Source organism: Pseudomonas sp. TE24901, assembly GCF_054058375.1.
The window spans coordinates 208,141-228,810 of sequence record NZ_JBSSAF010000006.1; the positions used below are offsets into that span (position 1 = coordinate 208,141).

General features: G+C 61.8%; 23 protein-coding genes. 9 read left to right on the forward strand and 14 right to left on the reverse strand.

Features of this window, described 5'->3' with window-relative positions; all coding sequences use genetic code 11:
• The first annotated feature begins 50 nt into the window (after positions 1-50).
• From ACVWVP_RS14025 to ACVWVP_RS14040, 4 genes are all read left to right on the forward strand, one after another.
• The gene (locus ACVWVP_RS14025; RefSeq protein WP_259174364.1) at positions 51-590 is read left to right on the forward strand and encodes an ATP phosphoribosyltransferase regulatory subunit; all 540 of its coding nucleotides are present in this window, start codon (positions 51-53) and stop codon (positions 588-590) included.
• A gap of 82 nt (positions 591-672) precedes the next feature.
• Positions 673-966 carry a DUF3144 domain-containing protein gene (locus ACVWVP_RS14030; protein ID WP_457406576.1) on the forward strand — a complete coding sequence of 98 codons (294 nt, stop codon included), beginning with the start codon at positions 673-675 and terminating at the stop codon, positions 964-966.
• A gap of 284 nt (positions 967-1,250) precedes the next feature.
• The gene (locus ACVWVP_RS14035) at positions 1,251-3,308 is read left to right on the forward strand and encodes a methyl-accepting chemotaxis protein (protein WP_457406579.1); all 2,058 of its coding nucleotides are present in this window, start codon (positions 1,251-1,253) and stop codon (positions 3,306-3,308) included.
• Positions 3,309-3,458: 150 nt separating this feature from the next.
• The gene (locus tag ACVWVP_RS14040; protein ID WP_457406582.1) at positions 3,459-5,192 is read left to right on the forward strand and encodes an OPT family oligopeptide transporter; all 1,734 of its coding nucleotides are present in this window, start codon (positions 3,459-3,461) and stop codon (positions 5,190-5,192) included.
• 38 nt (positions 5,193-5,230) lie between these two features.
• Here the strand turns inward: ACVWVP_RS14040 and ACVWVP_RS14045 are convergent, their stop codons facing one another.
• Positions 5,231-5,671, reverse strand: coding sequence for a hotdog fold domain-containing protein (locus ACVWVP_RS14045; protein ID WP_178925652.1), 441 nt, complete (start codon positions 5,669-5,671; stop codon positions 5,231-5,233).
• Between the two features lie 135 nt (positions 5,672-5,806).
• Here ACVWVP_RS14045 and ACVWVP_RS14050 point away from each other — a divergent pair, with 135 nt between their 5' ends.
• On the forward strand, positions 5,807-6,430 hold the full coding sequence (locus ACVWVP_RS14050) for a TetR/AcrR family transcriptional regulator (protein WP_457406584.1): 624 nt from the start codon (positions 5,807-5,809) through the stop codon (positions 6,428-6,430).
• Here the strand turns inward: ACVWVP_RS14050 and ACVWVP_RS14055 are convergent.
• Positions 6,411-6,866, reverse strand: a complete 456-nt coding sequence (locus ACVWVP_RS14055; RefSeq protein ID WP_259173764.1) for a VOC family protein — start codon at positions 6,864-6,866, stop codon at positions 6,411-6,413. The genes ACVWVP_RS14050 and ACVWVP_RS14055 overlap by 20 nt on opposite strands.
• Positions 6,867-6,993: 127 nt before the next feature.
• On the opposite strand from ACVWVP_RS14055, the gene ACVWVP_RS14060 reads away from it, so the two are divergent.
• Together ACVWVP_RS14060 and ACVWVP_RS14065 are read left to right on the forward strand one after the other, a co-directional pair.
• Positions 6,994-7,620, forward strand: a complete 627-nt coding sequence (locus ACVWVP_RS14060; protein ID WP_178925655.1) for a glutathione S-transferase family protein — start codon at positions 6,994-6,996, stop codon at positions 7,618-7,620.
• Positions 7,621-7,707: 87 nt separating this feature from the next.
• Positions 7,708-8,433, forward strand: a complete 726-nt coding sequence (locus tag ACVWVP_RS14065; RefSeq protein ID WP_457406587.1) for a BPL-N domain-containing protein — start codon at positions 7,708-7,710, stop codon at positions 8,431-8,433.
• Between the two features lie 161 nt (positions 8,434-8,594).
• Here ACVWVP_RS14065 and solA read toward each other — a convergent pair whose 3' ends face one another.
• Together solA and ACVWVP_RS14075 are read right to left on the reverse strand one after the other, a co-directional pair.
• Positions 8,595-9,764, reverse strand: coding sequence for an N-methyl-L-tryptophan oxidase (gene solA / locus ACVWVP_RS14070; protein WP_457406589.1), 1,170 nt, complete (start codon positions 9,762-9,764; stop codon positions 8,595-8,597).
• Positions 9,765-9,832: 68 nt separating this feature from the next.
• Entirely contained in the window at positions 9,833-11,071 is a 1,239-nt protein-coding gene (locus ACVWVP_RS14075; RefSeq protein ID WP_457406592.1) for an epoxide hydrolase family protein, read from the reverse strand.
• Positions 11,072-11,177: 106 nt separating this feature from the next.
• On the opposite strand from ACVWVP_RS14075, the gene ACVWVP_RS14080 reads away from it, so the two are divergent.
• Positions 11,178-11,765, forward strand: a complete 588-nt coding sequence (locus ACVWVP_RS14080) for a TetR/AcrR family transcriptional regulator (protein WP_259173752.1) — start codon at positions 11,178-11,180, stop codon at positions 11,763-11,765.
• Here ACVWVP_RS14080 and ACVWVP_RS14085 read toward each other — a convergent pair whose 3' ends face one another.
• From ACVWVP_RS14085 to ACVWVP_RS14115, 7 genes are all read right to left on the reverse strand, one after another.
• Positions 11,766-13,022: a hypothetical protein gene (locus ACVWVP_RS14085; RefSeq protein WP_457406595.1), complete on the reverse strand. Its 1,257-nt coding sequence runs from the start codon at positions 13,020-13,022 to the stop codon at positions 11,766-11,768.
• Positions 13,023-13,090: 68 nt separating this feature from the next.
• Positions 13,091-13,453: a hypothetical protein gene (locus ACVWVP_RS14090; protein ID WP_178925659.1), complete on the reverse strand. Its 363-nt coding sequence runs from the start codon at positions 13,451-13,453 to the stop codon at positions 13,091-13,093.
• A gap of 163 nt (positions 13,454-13,616) precedes the next feature.
• Positions 13,617-14,081: a hypothetical protein gene (locus tag ACVWVP_RS14095; protein ID WP_259173748.1), complete on the reverse strand. Its 465-nt coding sequence runs from the start codon at positions 14,079-14,081 to the stop codon at positions 13,617-13,619.
• A 167-nt stretch (positions 14,082-14,248) separates the two neighbouring features.
• Positions 14,249-14,704, reverse strand: a complete 456-nt coding sequence (locus tag ACVWVP_RS14100) for an SMI1/KNR4 family protein (RefSeq protein ID WP_259173745.1) — start codon at positions 14,702-14,704, stop codon at positions 14,249-14,251.
• A gap of 206 nt (positions 14,705-14,910) precedes the next feature.
• Positions 14,911-15,081, reverse strand: coding sequence for a hypothetical protein (locus tag ACVWVP_RS14105; RefSeq protein WP_457406600.1), 171 nt, complete (start codon positions 15,079-15,081; stop codon positions 14,911-14,913).
• A gap of 16 nt (positions 15,082-15,097) precedes the next feature.
• Positions 15,098-15,634, reverse strand: a complete 537-nt coding sequence (locus ACVWVP_RS14110) for a hypothetical protein (RefSeq protein ID WP_457406602.1) — start codon at positions 15,632-15,634, stop codon at positions 15,098-15,100.
• 36 nt (positions 15,635-15,670) lie between these two features.
• Complete coding sequence (locus ACVWVP_RS14115; protein ID WP_178925661.1) at positions 15,671-15,913, reverse strand: hypothetical protein; 243 nt, start codon at positions 15,911-15,913, stop codon at positions 15,671-15,673.
• Between the two features lie 164 nt (positions 15,914-16,077).
• Here ACVWVP_RS14115 and ACVWVP_RS14120 point away from each other — a divergent pair, with 164 nt between their 5' ends.
• Positions 16,078-17,916 carry an ATP-binding protein gene (locus tag ACVWVP_RS14120; RefSeq protein WP_457406604.1) on the forward strand — a complete coding sequence of 613 codons (1,839 nt, stop codon included), beginning with the start codon at positions 16,078-16,080 and terminating at the stop codon, positions 17,914-17,916.
• Between the two features lie 182 nt (positions 17,917-18,098).
• Here the strand turns inward: ACVWVP_RS14120 and ACVWVP_RS14125 are convergent, their stop codons facing one another.
• The 3 genes from ACVWVP_RS14125 to ACVWVP_RS14135 form a co-directional block, all read right to left on the reverse strand.
• Complete coding sequence (locus ACVWVP_RS14125) at positions 18,099-18,539, reverse strand: hypothetical protein (RefSeq protein WP_457406607.1); 441 nt, start codon at positions 18,537-18,539, stop codon at positions 18,099-18,101.
• Between the two features lie 272 nt (positions 18,540-18,811).
• Positions 18,812-19,174: a response regulator gene (locus ACVWVP_RS14130; RefSeq protein ID WP_259174902.1), complete on the reverse strand. Its 363-nt coding sequence runs from the start codon at positions 19,172-19,174 to the stop codon at positions 18,812-18,814.
• A gap of 23 nt (positions 19,175-19,197) precedes the next feature.
• Positions 19,198-20,640 (reverse strand): ATPase domain-containing protein, encoded by a 1,443-nt coding sequence (locus tag ACVWVP_RS14135; protein ID WP_259175044.1) that lies wholly within the window; start codon positions 20,638-20,640, stop codon positions 19,198-19,200.
• Positions 20,641-20,670: the final 30 nt, after the last annotated feature.

Here is a 20,670-nt window from a genome sequence, read left to right on the forward strand (position 1 = left end):
AGAAGCGGCACTGATGCGAAAAATCGAGGGGCGCTTTCGGAGCTGGCTTCATCGAAGCGGGCGCTGAAGAAGTCATTGTGCCCGCGCTGTGGGGCCAGGACACGTTCATCGAAAAGGCCGGTGGCAGTGAAATCATCGGGCAGATGTGGGCCTTTGATGACAAGGCGGGCCGCAAGTGTTGCTTGATCCCCGAAGCCACGGCGCTGTTCCAGGAGCGCACGGCCGAATTGCTCGGTGGTCGGGAAGAGGCGATGTTCTTTTATGTGGCGCGCTGTTATCGCTACGAGCGGCCGCAAGCCGGGCGTTATCGAGAATTCACCCAGCTGGGCCTGGAGATTCTCAGCCCATTGCCCGCGTTGGCGTTGCAGCGCAGCCAGGCACTGTGCACCGGTTTTTTGGATTCGCTGGGGCTCGACTATGAGTTGAGCCTGGCGGTGAAGCGTGGGCTGAGTTACTACCTGGAGGGCAACGGTTTTGAAGTGCGTTGCCCTGCGCTGGGCGCGCAGCAACAGGTGGTCGGCGGCGGTGCGTACCGAGAAGGTGCCGGGTTTGGTATCGGGCTTGAGCGGTTGGTGCTCGCATTGAGCTGATGCAACGGGCGCCTCCTGCTTGGGGGCGCCTGGCGGATATGTTCCAATGCCCGCCATTCTTCGTTCACCCAGGAACCCCGCCATGGCAGATGCCACTGATCAAGCTTTCTATGACCGTGCTGATGCACATATCGAACTGTCGAACGAGCAGCTCAAGACCTGCGAGAACCTTGGCGAAGTCAGCGCCTCGATGACGTTCGGCGCCACCCGCTTCAGCGCCTGGGCCAGCGCGCGCAACTTCAAGTCCGGCGCAGAAATGGCCGATGCGCGGGAGGCGATGCTCAAGTATTTCTGCGACCAGTACCGGATGATGCTGGAAGACAACCTGGATGATCACATCAACAACTTCGAGCGGTACATGGGCAACACCCGCTGAAACCTGGATAGCTGACCCACCGCCATCGCCGGCAAGCCGGCTCCTACCGTTGATCGGGGTGTTTATCCGTTACAGGTCTGCCCTCAGGGCTGAGTGCTTTTGCCCCATTTCGGGGCGTTGGCTGTGCACCTGTAGCGTGCAACCCCGCTGATCTCCTGCGTCTCAACCAACGGCCCGTATCTTGCTAGAGCCAAGCTAATCAATGACATGGCATTTTGCTGCTAGTCATTTCAAGGCTTCGCCCCTCGGTGCACCGTGTGGGTTGTTTTAGGGAGTGGTCGGCCATGCACAGTCTTTTGTCCCCCGGTATCCGCCTGCTCGGGCGCTTGGGTTTTGCGCGTAAGTTCCAGGTGCTGTTCTTCCTGTTCATGCTGCCCCTGGCCGGAAGCCTGTGGATGATCGGCCAGGACTACCGCGACAAGCTCGCGGTGATTTCCAGCGAGCAATCCGGCGTGCGCCAACTGTTGGCCCTGGACGCGCTGGACGCCCAGCTCACCGCCCAGCGCAACCTGGCCGCGCGCTGGAAAGCGGTGGACATCCTCCACGCGCCCACCCCCGCAGCCCAGGCGGCGATGGACAAGGTGGACGCCGGCAGCCCGATCATTCTGCAAAGCCTGCAAGCCCTGGGCGAGGCCCTCAAAGCGCAGAACGCCAGTGCTGACACGATGGCGCGCTTCGAAGCGTTGCAGGCCACGGTCAAGGGCATGGACACTCAGTCCCAGCGCACCGTGGGTTGGTGGCCGGACGGCTATGACCGTTTCACCGCCGCCCTGACCGCCCTGCAAGCCCTGCGTGAACAGATCACCCTCGACGCCGGCTTGATCCTCGACCCGTGGCTGGAAACCTACCTGCTGATGCAGATCTCCACCCAGCACACCCCCGACCTGATCGAGCGCATCGGCCGCACGGCGAGTGTGGGTGAGTCGTCCATTGCCTCCGGGCAGTTCACCTTGCAAAGCCGCCTGCAGATGCGTGACCTGCGCGGGCGCATCGGCGATGCGCGGGACCAGTTGGTCAAGGCCGCCGCCTCGCTCAAGGCCAAGCAATACCCAGGCCTGGAGCCATGGACAGCGCAATACGACAACAGCCTGCAACTGCTCGACACCCAACTCAAGGCCCTGGATGAAGGCGTGTTCGGCGGTACCATCAAGCTCGACATGGCGACGTTCGATGGCAGTGTCGACAGCATGCTCGGTGCGCTGGGTGCGTTGCGTAGCCAGTCGCTCAATTCGCTGGACGAACGCCTGGGTTATTACCGTGACCGCTCGCTCAAGCGTTTCATTCCGGTGGTGGCCACCTTCAGCCTGCTGGCCCTGGCGGCGCTGTACCTGTTCATGTGCCTGCAAGCGTCCATCCGCCGCAGCGCCAGCGGCATCACCACCCTGGCCGAGTCCCTGCGTGACGGCAACCTGTGTGTGGAAGTGGCGGTGGAGGGTCGCGACGAATTGGCGGCGATCAGCACGGCGCTCAACGTCGCGGTGGTGCAGTTACGCACCAGCCTGCTGGGGGTCAACCACGAGACGCAGCAGTTGGGCACCACTGTGCTCACCCTCAACACGCAGTCGGGCAGCACCCTCACCGAAGTCGAGGACCAGCAACAACAAATCAGCCAGATCGCCGCAGCAGCCACGCAACTGGCTGCCACCTCCATGGGCGTCGCCAAAAGCTGCGAGCAGGCCTCGGGCAGCGCGCAACAGACCCGGCGCATTGCCGAAGACAGCAGCCGCGACAGCCAGCGCACCACGGCGAGCATCCAGCAACTGAACCGCCGCCTGGGCGACACCGCCAACGCGCTGGAACAGGTCAGCCAGCAAGGCCAGCAGATTCAGTCGGTGGTCGACACCATTCGCGGCATCGCCGAACAGACCAACCTGCTGGCGCTCAACGCCGCCATCGAAGCCGCCCGCGCCGGTGAGCAGGGGCGTGGGTTTGCCGTGGTGGCCGATGAAGTGCGCAGCCTGTCGCAACGCACGCAGGCCTCCACCGCGCAGATCGCCGGCACGGTGGACAGCCTGCGCGCCACCGTGAGCCAGGCCGTCGCGTTGATGGGCGCTGCCTGTGAACAAGCGCTGACAGATGCCGAATCCGTCACCGGCCTGGGCACCCGCCTGGGTGAGATCGCCGGGGCGGTGCAGCACGTCACCGACACCCTGGCGCAAATCGCCACAGCGGTGGAGGAGCAGGCGGCGACTGCAGATGAGGTGAGCGGCAATATCCAGCAGGTGGATCAGGCGGCAGGGCGTTTGTTGGACGGTGCGCGCGCGGTGAACCGTGCGGCGGATACCTTGAGCAAGGGCAGCCAGGCGTTGAGTGATAACACGGCGCGGTTCCGCCTGGGTTGAGCTGACACAACTCACCCCTGTGGGAGGGGGCTTGCTCCCACAGGATGTTCTCAGGTGTTTTCAGGGGCCGGTCAGGTCTTCCACCTGAACCTTCGGCGCAGGCAGGGCTCACTTATCAGGTAGCCCGTTCCCTTGCCGAAAGGAATCCGCATGCCTGCAACGACCCTGCCGCATGGCCCCGTCACCCGCGAACTCAGTCTGCGTGCCGTCATCACTGGCAGCGTGCTCGGCATTCTGCTCACCCCCTCCAACGTCTACGCCGGACTGAAGATCGGCTGGTCGTTCAACATGTCGATCATCGCCTTGCTGATCGGCTACGCGATTTTCCAGGGCTTGGCCAAGCGCTCCGGCGAGCAGCTGCCGTGGACGTTGCACGAAAGCAACATCAACCAGACCGTGGCGTCGGCCGCCGCGTCGATCATCTCCGGTGGGCTGGTGGCGCCGATTCCGGCCTACACCTTGTTGACCGGCAACCAGCTGGACGCGCTGCCGATGATTGCCTGGGTCTTCTCGGTGAGTTTCCTGGGCATCTGGATCGCCTGGTACCTGCGCCCGTCGTTGCTCAACGACAAGGCGCTGAAATTTCCCGAAGGCATGGCCACCCTGGAAACCCTGCTGCACATCTACAACCACGGCCGTGAAGCCGCGACACGTTTGAAAGTGCTGCTCAGTGCCGCGTTGCTGTCGGGGCTGGTCAAGTGGGTGGACACCTTTGTGTGGGCCTTCCCACGGTGGTCGCCCAGCGCCGCGTTGGAACGCCTGACCTTTACCGCTGACCCGTCCCTGTTGCTGGTGGGCTTTGGCGGCATCATCGGCATTCGCGTGGGCCTGACCCTGCTGCTCGGCGCCTTGCTCGCCTGGGGCGGCCTCGGCCCCTGGCTGTTGGCGCAGCACCTGGTGACTTTGCCGGCAGACAGCAGCGGCCCGCAATTCGCCGCGCTGGTGGAGTGGTTGCTGTGGCCGGGCGTGAGCCTGATGGTGTGTTCCACCCTGGCCTCGTTGACGATTCGCTTGTGGGCGTTGCATCGCTCGACGCGCGCCAGCGGCGCGGCCACCTGGACGCTGCCCAAGCCGGGGCCGGCCGCCGGCTTGGCGCTGTCGATCGTGCTGGTGGTGAGCCTGCAGGCGTTGCTGTTCGGCATCCACCTGGGCATGGCCTTGCTCACCATCCCCTTGGCAATCTGCCTCGCGGCCGTCGCCGCACGCGTGGTGGGCGCCACCGGCATTCCGCCGATTGGGGCGATCGGGCAACTGTCGCAACTGAGCTTTGGCATCGCCGCGCCGGGGCAGGTGCCGATCAACCTGATGAGCGCCAATACGGCTGGCGGTTCAGCCGGGCAGTGCACCGATTTGATGAATGATTTCAAGGTGGGCAAGGCCATTGGCGCCACGCCGCACAAGCAAGTGATCGCGCAGATCCTGGGGATTTTCATCGGCAGCATCGTCGGTGTGTTCGCCTACCTGGCGCTGATCCCTGACCCGTCCTCCATGTTGCTCACCGAGGAGTGGCCGGCACCGGCCGTCGCCACCTGGAAGGCCGTGGCGCAAACCCTCACCCATGGGCTGGATTCGTTGTCGACGAGTATCCGCTGGGCCATCGCCCTTGGCGGCTTGGTCGGCGTGCTGCTGGGCATTCTGGACAGCACCTTGCCCGCCCATCGTGCCCGTTATCTCCCGAGCGCCGCCGCGCTGGGCCTGGCCTTTGTGCTGCCGGCCTCGGTCTCGCTGATGATGGCCCTGGGCGCGATCCTCACCTGGCTGGTGAGCTGCCGCTGGCCGAGCCTCACCGAACGCTTTGCGATCACCGCGGCTGCGGGGTTGATTGCGGGGGAGAGCATCACCGGCGTGGGGGCTTCGTTGTGGTCGATGGTGGCGGTTGGGTGAAGCATGGCTCGGCCCAGGCCGAGCCTGCCGCCCAGGCCTCAGGCAAGCTTCACATTCATGGTGATCCTGGCGGTGAACACCTTCACCTCGCCCTCGTCGAAAATGTCCACCGGCACGATCTTGTCCCCGGCTGTCGTCCAGTCAATGCCACTGCCATCGGCCACGGCGCGGATGTTCGACTTGGCCTTGGCCAGGTATTCCACGGTCATGCCTTTGGGAATCCATTTGGCCCCTTGAGGGATCGACACGTCGGTCATGGTGCCGCCGGCCAATTCCGCCGCGTTGCACAAGGCAATGGCATGCACGGAGGCCAGGTGGTTGGTGATTTCCTTGCGAAACGGCACGTTGACCACCGCGTGCCCGGGGCGCAGCTCGGCGATGTGCGGGTTGATGGTGCTGAAGTAGGGCGCCACCTGGCAGGCCATCTGGCTGAACGCGGCAGGGCCTGCGCTGTTGAACATAGTGAGAAACTGGCTCATGGGTTTTCCTCTGGGTAATTTACAGAATAATATTCTGTGACGGAACAATATTCTGTAAATTCCAGAGGTGTCAAGGCCATGCCTTCTCTCTGGGCCGCTGTCGCTTTAGACTCCGTACATTTGCCGAGCCACTTCATGCACGCACCTGATCTGTTCGAGCGCACCTTCCCAGGCCGGCGCAGCGACCTCAAACGCAGCATCCTGCGCGAGGCCCTGGCCTGCTTTAACGAAGTGGGCATTGAAGCGACGACCATCGACACTATCCGCGCCCGCTGCGAGACCAGCGTGGGCGCGATCTACCATCATTTCGGCAACAAGGAAGGCATCGTCGCCGCGCTGTTTTTTGCCGCGCTGGAAGACCAAGCGGCTTTGCGCGCTCACCATCTAGAGCAGGCGCAAACCGCCCAGGCCGGTGTGGAAGCGCTGGTGCGCAGTTATGTGGAATGGGTCGACGCGCAACCCGAATGGGCGCGCTTTGTGTTCCAGAGCCGGTTCGCCGTGGCCAACGGCCCGCACAAGGACGAACTGCTCACCCGCAACAAACAGCGCAACCGGCAGTTGACCGAGTGGATGAGCGAGGCTGAGCGTCGTGAAGCCTTCAGCCATATTCCGCCTGAGCTGTTGCTGTCACTGATCATCGGTGCGGCGGAGAGTTACGCCCGGGCGTGGTTGTCCGGGCGGGTCAAGAACAGCCCGATTGACCATGCGCCGTTGCTGGCGCAGGCGGCATGGGCGTCCATCAGTCAAACGCGTCCTTGATGAAGGCTTCCAGCGTGGCTTCTTCGAGGATCTCCATGGAGAAGTGCCCGAAGCGCTTGGGTAGCCAGATGATGCGACCACCGGAAGGCGACTGCAGGTTCTCGCGGGCCAGGGGCACACCGTTTTCATTCTCGGGCTGCACACCGGCGGCAACCAGTTCGTCGTAGGCGACTTCGACGTCCGGCGTGGTGTAGCAGTGGCGGTAAATCATCCCTTCGCCGTGGGCGTCCAACAGCTCGCGCAAGTTGCCGGCAATCGGCTGGACCAGCATGAAGCGCTCCTGGCCCAGCAGCACCACGGCATAACGCACGTGCAAACCGCCGCGTTCCCAGACGAAGGTCTTGGAGATACGTGCTTTGAGGATGTGCGCGTAGTAGGCGCAGGCGTCTTCGAGGTGTTCGACGAGTATGTCGACGTGGCTGAATTTCAGGTCCATGGCGGGCTCCTTGTAGATCGATGCCTATCCTAACCATGGCGCGTATCGCCTAGAAATTTATTTGCCGGCACTCTCGGCTGCTGGCGTAGTCTCTTGCCAAGACCCCACTGGCCCTTCGGAGCACGTCATGATCATTGTTCACCACCTCAACAACTCGCGCTCGCAGCGCATCCTGTGGCTGCTCGAAGAACTCGGCCTGCCGTATGAGATCAAGCGCTACCAGCGCGACCCGAAAACCAACCTCGCGCCCCCGGAACTCAAGGCCATCAACGCGTTGGGCAAATCCCCGGTGATCGAAGACGGCGACCTGAAGCTGATCGAGTCCGCCGCGATCATCGACTACCTGATCCGCCGCCACGGCCAGGGCCGCCTGCAGCCGGACCCAACCACCGCCGCGTACGACCAGTACGTGCAATGGCTGCACTTCGCCGAAGGCTCGGCCATGTTGCCGCTGATGCTCAACCTCTACGTCGGCCGCCTGGGCGAAGCGGGCGCGCCGCTGCACCCGCGTATCGAGTCGGAAGTGGCCAATTACCTGGGCTATTTGAACGAAGCGCTCGGTAAAACGCCGTACCTGCTGGGGGATGAGTTGAGTGGGGCGGATATCCAGATGAGTTTCATCGGCGAAGTCGCCAAGGCCCAGGGCAAGTTGCCGACGTACCCGAACCTGGCGGCGTGGGTACAACGCTTCCAGGCGCGGCCGGCGTATCGCAAGGCGGTGGAGCAGGGCGGTGAGTACGCGTTTGCTCGGTGACGCTGGGCGGGGTTGCTTACAACTGTTAACGGATTGGACGACGCAATCGCTATAGGCTTTGGGCTGTCTGCCCTGGAGCCCATTGCCATGAACCTGCGAGCCATCGCCGCGCCGTTGTTTGCATTTGCCCTGTTGCTGCCGTCACTGGCCGGCGCCGCGACGTCCATCACCCGTGTCGCCATCTATCGGGGGCCGGCGGGTTGTGACGACTGTTCCGAGAACGTGGCGAAGGCCCTGCAACGGGTCAATCCCAACGTCCACATCGATTTTGTGGGGGCGGATGAGCCCGTCGATATCACGCCGCAAACCCTGGCGCACTACGACCTCTATGTACAGCCGGGCGGCGGCCAGGACATCCCCGGCGCCCTGCGCAGCCTGGGGGAGGCGCGCAGCGAGGCCATCCGTGATTATGTCGCCAACGGCGGCCGCTACCTGGGGTTGTGCATGGGCGCCTACCTGGCGGATGACACCAACCTCGGCCTGATCCCTCAAGATCTTGACGGCGAAGCCGGCCGCCCCGGTTTCGAAGTGCCCGGTATTGTCGACGCTGCCGTGCAGGTCACGTGGGGCGGCAAGGCGGATCAGGTGTTTTTTCAGGACGGTCCTTACATGCCCAAGGCTGGGCACTATACGACCCTGGCGACCTACCGCAACGGCGACGTCGCGGCGGCGCGGTATACCTTTGAAAAGGGCGTGGTGGTGCTCAGCGGCCCGCACCCCGAGGCCAGCCGGGAATGGTTCGAAAACGCTGAGATCCCGCTAAGCAAAATGCCCAGGAACGACCTCTTCAGCACCCTGATCCACAGCTTCTAATGTAGTGAGCGGGCTTGCCCCGCGCGGCGGTGTGTCAGGTTTATCGGTGGGGCAGGGATGCCGCGGCGCGGGGCAAGCCCGCTCACTACAGGCGATGGCGGTAGGTGCATCGGTCAATGACCCACCGCCATCGCCGGCAAGGTTGCGCGGTTCCGGGTGGGTTAGGGGGCGTTGAAGCGGGCCAGGGAGAACGAGGACAAATCCAGCTCGCTCTTGCCGTGCATGCACCATTGGGCAAACGCTTCGCCCAACGCCGCCGAATGCTTGAACCCATGCCCCGAACACGGCGACGCCACCAGGGTGTGCTGCAACGTCGGGTGTTGGTCGATGATGAAGTGATGATCCGGCGTCACCGTGTAGGCGCACACGGCCGACTTGACCACCTTGCCCGTCAGCCCGGCAATACGGCCCTGCACTTGGCGCTCATACATCTCCCGTTCCTGCGCCGGGGATACCGTGCGGTCCAGCGTTTCCGGCGTGGAGTGGGTGTGATACTGCGCCGTGGCAACCTTCAGGCTGCCTTCGCCGGGCAGCGCGGGGAAGCCGTAGTGGTTCTGACTGTCGCCCCGGCCGTGGGTGAGGATGTAGGTGGGCGATTTCCCCACCAGGTCGGCACCCGGTTCCAGCTCGAACCAGAACAGCTGCTGCCGGTACACCTTGAGCAACTGATCAAACGGCGCGCCCAACAACCCGCCCGCCCAGTTGCCGGCACTCACCACCAGCTTGTCCGCCTGCAACGTGCGCCTGTCGGTGGTCACCGTCACACCGTGCTCATCCGAACGGATGTGGGTCACAGTCTCGCCTTTGTACAGCGTGGCGCCGTGCTGCTCGGCCAGCTTGAGCTGCACGTCGATGCAGCGCTCTGGCCGCACAAACCCGCCACCGGGCTCGTAGTAGCCGATGGCGTCGTTGGCCACCGTGGCAAATTGCGGGAAGCGCTGGCGAATCTGCGTGGCATCCAGCACCTCGTGTTCGATGCCGTAGGTTTGCGCCAAAGCGATGGTGCGCAGGGTGAAGTCTGTGGCATCACTGGGGTCGAAATCCTCGCTGGACGTAAGCACCAACAACCCCGACTGCTCGAACAACGCCTCCCCCGACACCGCCTCCAGCTCGCGCCAGATACGGTGCGAGTTACGCACGATAGGCACGTACGGCGCGCCTTCACCCACCGACAACCGCGTGATGCGCGTGTCGCCATGGCTGGAACCCAGCGTGTGCGGCGGGTGATGACGGTCGATGCCGGCGACCTTCACGCCGGCCTTGGCCAATTGGTACACCGTGGCGGCACCCATGGCGCCCAAACCGATGACCAGCGATTCATAACGTTCCACTGTCGATACTCGCTAGAGGGGAGGGCGCTTAGTTGAGTGCAACCACGGCTAAAACACAATGGCCGCGATCAACCGGCGCTGGCGCGAAACGGTCGGAACGCCTTCCACAGTTCCTCGGCAAACACCTGCGGCTGTTCGAAGGCTGCAAAGTGCCCGCCCTTGTCCACGGCATTCCAATAGAACAGGTTGGCCCACGCCGCCTCTGCCCAGGCGCGTGGCGGCTTGAAGGTTTCGGCGGGGAACAGGCTCGCGCCCATCGGCACCTGGATGCGCTCCACACCGCCCCGGGCCGACGAGAAAAAGTCCGCGCCACGAATGGTCGCGCCCACGCCTTCCCAGTACAGGCGAGCACTTGAGGTGCCGGTGCCGGTAAACCAGTACAGCGAGATGTCATCGAGCATCTGGTCACGGCTGAGGGCGTCTTCGGGGCAGCCGTTGTTGTCGGTCCATTCCCAGAATTTTTCATACATCCACGTGGCCAGGGCCACCGGCGAATCGTTCAGGGCATAGCCGATGGTTTGCGGGCGCGTGTTCATCTGGTTGGCGTAGCCGGCCTTGTCGCTGACGTAACGCTCGATGTCTTCCAGGGCCTGGCGTTCTTCCTCGGTGGGGTGGGCGGGCAAGTGCGCCGGCACCACCATCGGCAAATTCACGTGCGCTGCCTTCAAGCCTTCGGGGGCCTGGCCGGCCAGCGCCGTGGTGATGGCCGCACCCCAGTCGCCGCCTTGGGCCACCCAGTGTCTGTAGCCCAACCGCTCGCGCATCAGCACCGCCCAGGCCCGGGCGATACGCGCCGGGTTCCAGCCCTGCTCGGTGGGTTTGTCGGAAAAGCCGTAGCCGGGAATCGCCGGCACCACCACATCAAACGCGTCTTCAGCCGTGCCGCCGAAGGCGACCGGATCGGTGAGGCGCTCGATCACCTCCAGAAACTCAAGCACCGAGCCCGGCCAGCCGTGGGTCAGCAGGATCGGCGTGGCATTTGGGTGCGGCGAGCGGGCGTGGATGAAGTAGATACCCACGCCGTCGATCCGCGTGCGGAACTGGGGGAAGCTGTTCAAGCGCGCTTCAAACCGGCGCCAGTCATAACCGTTGAGCCAGTAGTCCACCAGCGACTTCGCCGCCTCCAGCGGCACACCTTGGGACCAGTCCTCCACCAATTCCTGATCGGGCCAACGCACCAGGCGCAAGCGCAGCTGTAAATCTTCGAGGGCGGCCTGGGGCACGTGCACTTCAAACGGCGTGACGTCCTCGGTGGCAGGCGGCAAGACCAGGGGGCGATGGGCGGAAAAATCGTATGTTGCGGGCATTTCTGTCTCCAAGGGAATTTTTTGTAACGACCGCTACAAAATAGCCCGAGCAGAAATCCCGCGTCAATGATATTGTATCGGCCGATACAGAATCGGCAGGTGCCCCATGGCAAGAAAAATAGCGTTTGATTACGACCAGGCGGTCGAGAAGGCCAAGGTGTTGTTCTGGCAGCGTGGCTACGTGGCCACCGGCCTGCGCGACTTGCTCAAGGTGATGGACATCGGCGAAAGCTCCTTCTACAACTCGCTCAAGAGCAAGAAGCAGCTGTACCTGGCCTGCGTGCAACGCTACGAAGACGACGTGGTGGCGCGGCGCCTGGAAGCCCTGGTGGCGGCGCCCACGGCGGCCGAGGGCATCCGCGCATTTTTCAGCGTGATCCTCGATGACCTGGAAGGCGCACAGATGCCATCACCCCTGTGCATGGTGGCGGCGATGGTGACGGACGTGGTGTTGTCAGACCCGGAGCTGCGCGAGCGCGCCGAGCAAGGGTTGGAAGCGGTGCGCGGCATCATGGCCGAGCGCCTGGGCGAGGATCAGGCCCAGGGCCTGTTGCCGGCCTCGTTGGACCCGCAAGTGACCGCCACGGTGATCCTCACCTACCTGCAAGGCCTGTGGCGCATGGCCTTGGTGAAGTTCGAGCGACCTGGCTTCGAGCGCCAGGTCGACACAGTGTTGCAGGGGCTGGGGCTTTAGTCAGCGCACCACATCAAAGGCTGTGTATTCATTCACAATACGCGCCTTGCTCGACACCGACTCCAGCGTCAGGGCGACACCCAGGTCTTCGATGAACGCACGGGTGGACTTGTAGTCGCCCTGTTCACAGCTGAGCCGGATCGCATCGCCCGTCAACGACGTAAACACCTGGCTTGCCGGGAAGCGCTCGCCCACCTGGCAGGTCAAGGTCGTGTCGGTCGGTTTGTCGGTGGGCTTGACGGGCACATAGGCCATTTTCATGTAAGCGCTCAGCGTTTGGCCGGGCGCCCAACGGCTCGGCACCTTCAATTCAGCCGACTGGGTTTGCATGACCTGGTCAGCGCCCAAGCCGTTCATTTTTGATTTCAACTGGACCAGATCGGCCAGCATCAGGCGGTCCACATTGAACGCCTCACCATAGGCTTCGTTCTTGCGCAGGAGCCCGCCCTCGGCGTTGAAGGTGACCCTGACCGGGTTGTCCTTGCCACTGCCGTCCTTCGACACGTAGCTGTAGCTCAAGGTCTTGAACTTGGGCTGCAACAGCGGCACGTTCAGTTGCTGACGCACGTTGGCGGGCACCGGCACATCGCCGATGGAGGTTTCGACGACGGTGCGCGGGTAGTCCACCGGCGCGATGTCCGGGCGCAACTCGGCCAGGATCCCGGCGTTGACGCCACCCTGTACCGAACAGCTCACCCGTGTTTGTGTGCCTTGCTTGTTCTCTGGCTCTACGATCAGCACACGCTCCACATGGCGCAACCCCGGCGCCTTGCCCGGCATGGGTTTGATCGACTGCCAGCCGTTGCCCACCTTCAGCTCGCTGCGGCTGTATTGCCCCTCGGTTTTAATCAGCGCGCCGCGTTGTTCCATCAACGGCGCGAGGCGTTGGGCGACCTCGTCGAGACCGCCGTCCACCACGAAGCCCCAGTAATAGTAGAGGCCCAGTGGGCCGAGATCGGCGACTTCATCGTTGTACGACAGCAGCTTCAACCCTGCGATGGCCGGCGCACTCACCGGCACGGCATTGGCTTGGCGGTTGGTGCGATCCCGCACCGCGATCCAGCTGAAGTGCTTGTCCTGCTTGAGCGGCGCATAAGCCTGCCAGGCATCGCGGTGGGTGTTCAGGTTGCTGAAGAAACGCTCGTCGCAGTGGGTGAAGGCCTTGAGCGTGTCGGTGAGCGCGGCATCGTCGGCGTGGGACACGGCTGGCACCAGCAAGGCAGCAGCGAGCAGGGCGGCGGAAAACGGCAACTTCATGGGGCGGAACTTCCTTTTCGACGAGCAGGGAGCAGGGCGGGCATTATCCAGCAGTTGGGCGCCGGGCTCTAGTTGGCTGAGCGGGTGAGGCGCAAACGCCAATTGCCGCCGTGCTGGGTTTGGCAGGCTTCTTCGCTGTCCAGCGCAATGCAGCGCTGCAACGGCACGGGCGGGAGCTGGGCGGCTTGCAGGGCGGTGGCGGTCAGCTCGCGGATGCGCGCATCCAGCCCGGTCGCCACGGCGTGGTCCTTGTTGGCGCGGGTGTCGAAGACCCAGGTGATGCGCAGGCTGCCGGGGAAGTCGGCGTGGTTGACCGTGTGGGTCAGCCATTCAAACCCGGGGATTTCGGTTTTGGCGGTGTCGCAGGCGTCGGTGAGCGCTGTGACCAGCTCGCGTTCGAGGCGCGTGATGTCGCGTTTTGAGAGGGCCATGGGACGCTCGGCAAAGGGGCAGGCGCAGCAGGTTAACAGAGTCTCCTGGGTTGGGGCTGTTGGGGTTTGGTGGGGCGGTGATGGCGGTGGGGCAGGCGGCATATGTGTTGGATGTGCCGCCGCCTTCGCGGCCTCGCTGGGGCTCGACGGCTCCCACAGGGGGTTATGGCACGGGCGCGAAATTTGTGAAGGGGCAGCCATCCTCTGACGTTGCGCGGCAGAAGTCGTCCGCGTTCCAGTTTGGCCCTACGGCAGTCGGCCGTTGCGGGAAGCGTTGCGACATCCTCAAAAATGCAAATTGCTCCGGCCCTTCGTAGTCACAGGCCACGAAGTAGTACTCCCGCTCGCCTGGGCCCGCCTGGCCCGTGCGGATGGCGGCCGACTCGAACTTCATCCCCTTGAGGTAGTGCTCCTGTGCATATGGGTTTTCGCCTTTCCATCCACTGCCAGGTGATATCGAGGTGTAGCTATAGCCCTGTTCCTCTTTGGTCTGCTGGATGCTGGCGATGGCCGGGCAGAACGTGGCCGTCTGGGTCGTCGCGTGGGGGGCACAGGCCACAAGGCTGGCCAGCGCAGTTGGACACAGTAGCGCCATGGCGGCTGTACGAAGGGACATCAGGGTAGGCATGGTGAGTTCCTCGGTTGACCGACCTTCACTCTAAAGGGCAGCCACCGAGGTGGGTACTGTGATTTCTGACAGTTTTACAGGCCCATTCGGAATAAGGCAGCTGTGCCGATGTTCTGGAAGCGTCGACACCCAACGGGCAGAGCGAGGGTGAATCCCAAGTGCTGGGCTTACGCCTCGGGTTGCAACATCCCCAGCAAGGCGGTGAAGGACTGCGCGACATCAAACATGCCTTCCGCCACCTCCAGTTCATGAAAGTAGAACACCACCGTGGGGGAGGCGGGCGTTTTGGAATAATCGAAGCACAGGTAATCACCGCCGCCGCCCACCACGATCGGCAAGTAGTGTTCAGGCAGTTGATGATGTTCTCGCAGCGTCACCAGCGCGGTGATGATGTTCTCCGCGCTCTCGAAGGGGTCCAGGGTTAACAGCATGCCGAAGCCGATGTTCCAGGGCGTGCCATCCACCTCGATGGTCAAGGTCCGGTCTTTTGGTTGCCCGCCGTGATAGCGCTTTACGCAGTCAACGTAGTCGTTGGGCAGGGTGAAGCGGATGACTTTTTGAATACCGTCAACCAGATCATCGGATAGCGGTTGATGGGTCGGTGAATAGGTATTCCATTGCATTGAAGGGCTACTCCGGCGGCGCTTTATAAATTATCGGCTCAATTGCACAACGTGCTCTCGCCCAACGGCATTCGGATGCTTTTGATCTCACCAACCCAGCGTTGACCGAGTACATCCGCTGACCTGCACCCACTGTAGGAGCTGGCTTGCCGGCGCCTACAGTGGATCTTCGTCGTTACGCAGACCCCTGTGGGAGGTGTCGAGCTTTAGCGAGGCGGCGAAGGCGGTGGGTCAGGCGACAACACTGTTGACTGTGCCGCCGCCTTCGCGGCCTCGCTAAAGCTCGACGGCTCCCACAGGGGCGCAGTGGGGTAGTAGACGTCGTAGTAAAACGCCCATTCCCCCGCCAGGCGTTGCTGGATCTCGTGGATATCCATGGCGTGTGAGCCTTGCTTAGAAATTATCAGCCCAATTGCACAACTTGCTCTCACCCAACGGCACCAGGGAGCCTTTGATCTCCCCGACCAACATGCGCTTGAGCGTCACCCCGCATTTATAGCGGTTGGCGGCGTCCAGCTCGTAGTCCATCCCCGCTTCCGGCACGAAGCTGAACATGTTGTAGCAACGGTCGCCGATGTAATGAAATGCGATGGGCTGCCCAGCCGGCACCAACAGTTCGGTCATCACCGTGTTACTTGAATAGCGCGCGACGGGCGCCATGCCCAGGGTTTCGCCGTTGCGGTCGGCGTAGCCGTCGCGGTTGGCCACCATCACACCCGCGCCGGGCAGGCGGAAGTTGATGCAGTCGGACTTGGGCACGCCCCGCACCATGCCATCGCTCATGACCCGCAGGCGCGCGGTCTCGCCGCTGGTGGGGGAGGTGTAGGGCGTGGAGAACGAGCGCACATCGGTCATAGCGCCGCAGGCGGTGAGGGTGGCCAGCAGCGTGAGGCCGGCGAAGGTTTTTAACGGGCGTAGCGATCTGAACATAGGGGTCGATTCCATTCGTAGCGGGCAAAAACGGGGTTACGAAAGCGAAGGGCGCACGCGTTGCCACTCGTTCCAGCAGTCTTCCGGGACGATATCCGGATAACCGCGCTCGGTTTCCATCGCCAGCGCGGCGCTGAACGGCAGCGCAATACAGGTGGCTGCGTCTCGGACCGCACACACCTCGGTTTCGTTCAGCGGCGCGCCCTTTGCCGCCTCGGCTGCCGTGAGGATGGCCACCAGGGCAGGCACGAAAACCAGGCATAACGGATCGGTAGACATCGACTTCTTCCCTGAGTGATTGGCACAAAACCGCCAGTGTAAACACCTCTGTCTGCGCACACACGCGTTCTGCCGCGATCACCACCGAACGTCTGCCCATAGCGCGTGGTCACAGCTTTGCTGATAACCTGCTAATAGCTCAATGCCATTCCCTTGGTAGCCCCATGAAAACCCTACGCACCGCCTTCCCGGCCGCCTTTCCCAGCGCCGCTTCCCGCGACTCGGAAACCGCCCTGTCGGACATCGAATTCCTGCACCGCATCAGCCTCGACCTGATCGGCGAGCAAGACCTCGAAGCCCTCTACGGCAAGATCGTCGACGCCGCCGTGTCCATCACCGGCTCGCAGTTCGGCACCATGCAGCTGCTGTGCCCCGAGGGGCACCCGTCCGGCCATGGCGGCCAGTTGCAGCTCTTGTGTTCGCGCGGCCTGCCACCGGAAGCGGTCGGGTTCTGGCAATGGGTGAGCCCCATGGCCTACAGCAGTTGCACCATGGCCCTGCAGTTGGGCCAGCGCGCCATCATCCGCGACTTCGAAGAATGGCCCGACATCGCCGGCACCGACGACCTGCAAGCCTTCCGCAACACCGGCATCCGCTCGGCCCAGACCACCCCGTTGCTGTCGCGTGATGGTCGCCTGCTCGGCATGATCTCCACCCACTGGAGCACACCGCACCAGCCTTCGGAACGCGACCTGCGCCTGCTCGACATCCTTGCCCGCCAAGCCGCCGACCTGCTGGAACGCACCATCGCCGACGAAGCCCTGCGCGACGCCCAGGCCGAACTGCGCGCCCTCAACGAAACCCTGGAACAGCGCGTGGCCGAACGCACCGCGATGCTCATGCAGGCCGAAGAGAAGCTGCGCCAATCACAAAAGATGGAAGCCGTCGGCCAACTCACTGGTGGCCTGGCTCATGACTTCAACAACCTGCTCGCCGGCATCTCCGGCGCGCTGGAACTGATGAACCGCCGCATCGCCCAGGGCCGCCTGGCCGATGTGGACAAATACATGGTCGCCGCCCAAGGCTCGGCCAAACGCGCCGCCGTGCTCACCCAACGCCTGCTGGCCTTCTCGCGCCGGCAAACCCTGGAACCGCGCGCCACCAACGTCAACACCCTGATGTACGGCATGGCCGAACTCATCCAACGCACCGCCGGCCCCGGCATCCAGATCGAAACCACCGGCGCCGCCGACGCCTGGACCGCCTTCGTCGACGTCAGCCAACTGGAAAACGCCCTGCTCAACCTGTGCATCAACGCCCGCGACGCCATGCCCGAAGGCGGCCGCATCCTGCTCGAAACAGGCAACCACTGGCTTGACGCCAACGCCGCCCGCGCCCTCGACCTCAGCGAAGGCCCGTACCTGCGCCTGAGCGTCACCGACACCGGCACCGGCATGTCCTCCGACGTGATGGCCCACGTGTTCGAACCCTTTTTCACCACCAAACCCATCGGCCAAGGCACCGGCCTGGGCCTGTCCATGATCTACGGCTTCGCCCAACAATCCGGCGGCCAAGTGCACCTGCACTCCACCGAAGGCGAAGGCACCTGCGTGTCCCTCTACCTCCCACGCCACCACGGCGCCGCCCCGGGCGACGACCTGCAACCCGGCCAAACCGCCCTCGAAGTCGCCAGGCACGGCGAAACCGTACTGCTGGTCGACGACGAATCCACCGTGCGCATGCTGCTCGCCGACGTCCTCGGCGAACTGGGTTACACCGTGATTGAAGCCGCCGACAGCGCGGCGGGGCTGAAACTGTTGAGGTCGGATGTGCATATTGATCTGCTGGTGACCGATGTGGGGTTGCCGGGCGGGATGAATGGGCGGCAGATGGCCGAGGCGGGGATGGAGCTGCGGCCGGGGTTGAAGACGTTGTTTATTACCGGGTACGCGGAGAATGCGGTGATGGGGTATGGGCAGTTGGGAGCGGGGATGGGGGTGTTGACGAAGCCGTTTGCGGTGGAGGTGTTGGGGGGGCGGGTTCGGGAGTTGTTGGGGAGGTAGGGGGTGTGCTGCAGAGGAGGGAGTAGAGAGACTGTCCGCTATCGGCCATTAGCGGACCTAGAAGCTCCTGCAGTTAGACTGCTTTGGGCACGGTTAAAATGAAACAGGGACGGATCGTTCAATAGCGCTAGCTAAATCATCCAATTCGCTCGCGGATAGGCTCTAAACGTCCGCTAATGAATTTAAACCGGCGGAGTTAAGCACTGCGTGCGCTTGTCATCATCAAGATAATAGAGTCCGTCGATTTGCCCCGTCATCTGTGCCATTCCAAGCAAAGGCTCGGATTCAAACGTGATCGGAAAAACCAAGCGTGTGGCTTCACCCTGAATCCAGTCCTCCCATACAGCTTTGATAACTCCTCCCCAAAAGGTCATGGAGGACCCATCGGGTAAAAACAGGTTAGGTTGGATATGACCGATGTCGTCGGTAAGACTACAGTACACATACCCAGCGTAACTGGCTCCATCAGCGCCGCGAAAAACTGTTCTCACCAGCACAGTCGTATCGCACTCTTCCAGGCAGGGGCGAACAATTTCCCAGTCATCATCGTCCATCGGGAAATACCAGACACCGTGCTCTCGGAAGTCTTCCTCAGTTAATTCATAAATTAGCTTGCCTTGCATGCTGACCCTCCATCTACGCCGCCGATCTCATCCATTGCCCGCCTTGAGGCAACGTTACTTAGCCGTTAAGGCGTTGTCGATCATGCTAAGGAGCGATTTGCACACGGTCTGGGGAATGGCTCGACGTCCGCTTTTGGCCGGTTGCTGCCTGTCACGGCTAACCGCAACCGACCCGAAGCGGCTGTTCATGAGTAAGTTCTGTGGTCCAAAAACGGATACCACGAATATCTATGAAACCCAGGGTGATTCACATTGTTTTGAACGGTTGCCAGCTACTCGGAACTTAAGAGTTTTCTAACCTCGGCGATGATCAAATCGATATTGAATGGCTTTGCCAATACTGCATCAAACAGATCCGATCTCTGCATGCCGATGTGTGCCTGAGCACCGCTCATCAAGATGATCGGCAAATCGTTACCGGAAGGAAGCGCTCGCACAGATGTAGCGAACTCTAGACCGTCCATGACCGGCATCATAAAGTCAGTAATGATTAGAGCAGGCCTTTCTCTATCGAGCACCTCCAGCCCTTTTCGACCATTGCTGGCGGTTACCACCATGAAACCCTCATCCTCCAGTGCGAAGCTGAGAATGTCAGCGATCAAATACTCGTCGTCGACGACCAGGATGGTGGTCATTTCAGTTCAACCCACTCAAAAGCTTAAGAAATTGAACCTGGAGATGACTCAGTGGGAACTGATGGTTCATGTCTTGAAGCCTTCGTCAGGAAAACATCTTTATCATGGATGACTACCTCAAAGCGCGAGGGGTCATAAGAGCTGTCTCGTACTTTAAGAATGGAAAGCGTCCTGCTAAGTTCAGAGTGATTCTCAGAGAAACGCATAAGCATCAGGTTGTCGACGATGCTGGACAGATCAGAGTTTGGCGCGCTTACCTCGGAGCCAAATAGATCGCGCATTTCCCAGGATGCGAATACGGTTACGCCCCTGGATCGCAGCTCATTCATCAGAGCGCTAAAGAAGTCAGTAATCCGTGCGGGATTTGTCGAGACTCGTGTCATACCGCTGAGGCTGTCAATGAAAAGGCGCTTGATGCCCTTTTCTTCAACGATATTCAGCAGTCGTGCGCCCAGCCCATCCAGCAGGCCTTCAGTAGTAGGCTGCCATGCGATGCTTAGGGCGCCGCTGTCCTCCATACCCTTGATATCGATACCCAGTGATTGGCCTTTGAGTCGCAACCGTTGTGGGCTCTCGTAGAAGCCAAAATGCAGTCCTGGTGCATCCACCGTCGACTCGGATATAAATTTGAGACCCAGAGTCGTTTTACCAATCCCGGATGGGCCCATGACCAGAGACACACTGGAACTGTAAAGGCCTCCACCCAATATGCCGTCCAGCGAACCAATGCCACTAGGAATACGCGTCATATCGGCGCTGTCGGGAGCGGACGGATGGCTGTAGAGACTTTCGAGTCGAGGGTAAACCACCAATCCTTCGTCGGTAATCTCACACTCATGAAGGCCTGTCATTGCTCCACTGCCGCGAGTTTTACGCAGTTGAATACGACGTACCGAGCGAGTGCCAAATAGCTCTTCGCCCATTTCAATCACACCATCAACCATGGTGTGCTCAGGGCTGCCATCGTCGAGACGGGAGCTGGTGAGAAATAATACGGTGCAACCAGCGAACGCAGCGTGCCCTTGCAACTCAGAAATGAATTTTTTGGTATCGATATGCGAGTCGGCTTTTGAGCGAGCGTTCAGCAAGCCATCTACCACCATCACTGTGGCTTTTTGCCGGCTTATTTCACGCCGAAGCAGCTTCACAACCTCGTCTAGTCCTTCATTCTCAAGGGTGTCAAACGCACTGACAAACTGAATTTCAGCGCCCACTTTAGAAGCATCGAAAAAGCTCAGAGTGGAAAGAAACTGAAAAAGACGATCGTGTGACTCGGCCAGCAGTGTGGCGACCAGAACCCGACCTCCATTGTTCGCATGATGGAACCCGAGTTGGTTGGCTAGGATCGTTTTGCCAGAACCTGGCCGCCCTTGGATTATGTATGAAGCGCCCGCGACCAGCCCTCCCTTGAGCAGAGCGTCGAGCCCTTCGATTCCACTTTGGAGGCGTTTTAGCTTTTCCACGATGCGACCCTGATCTGAAAAACAGGCTGTTTA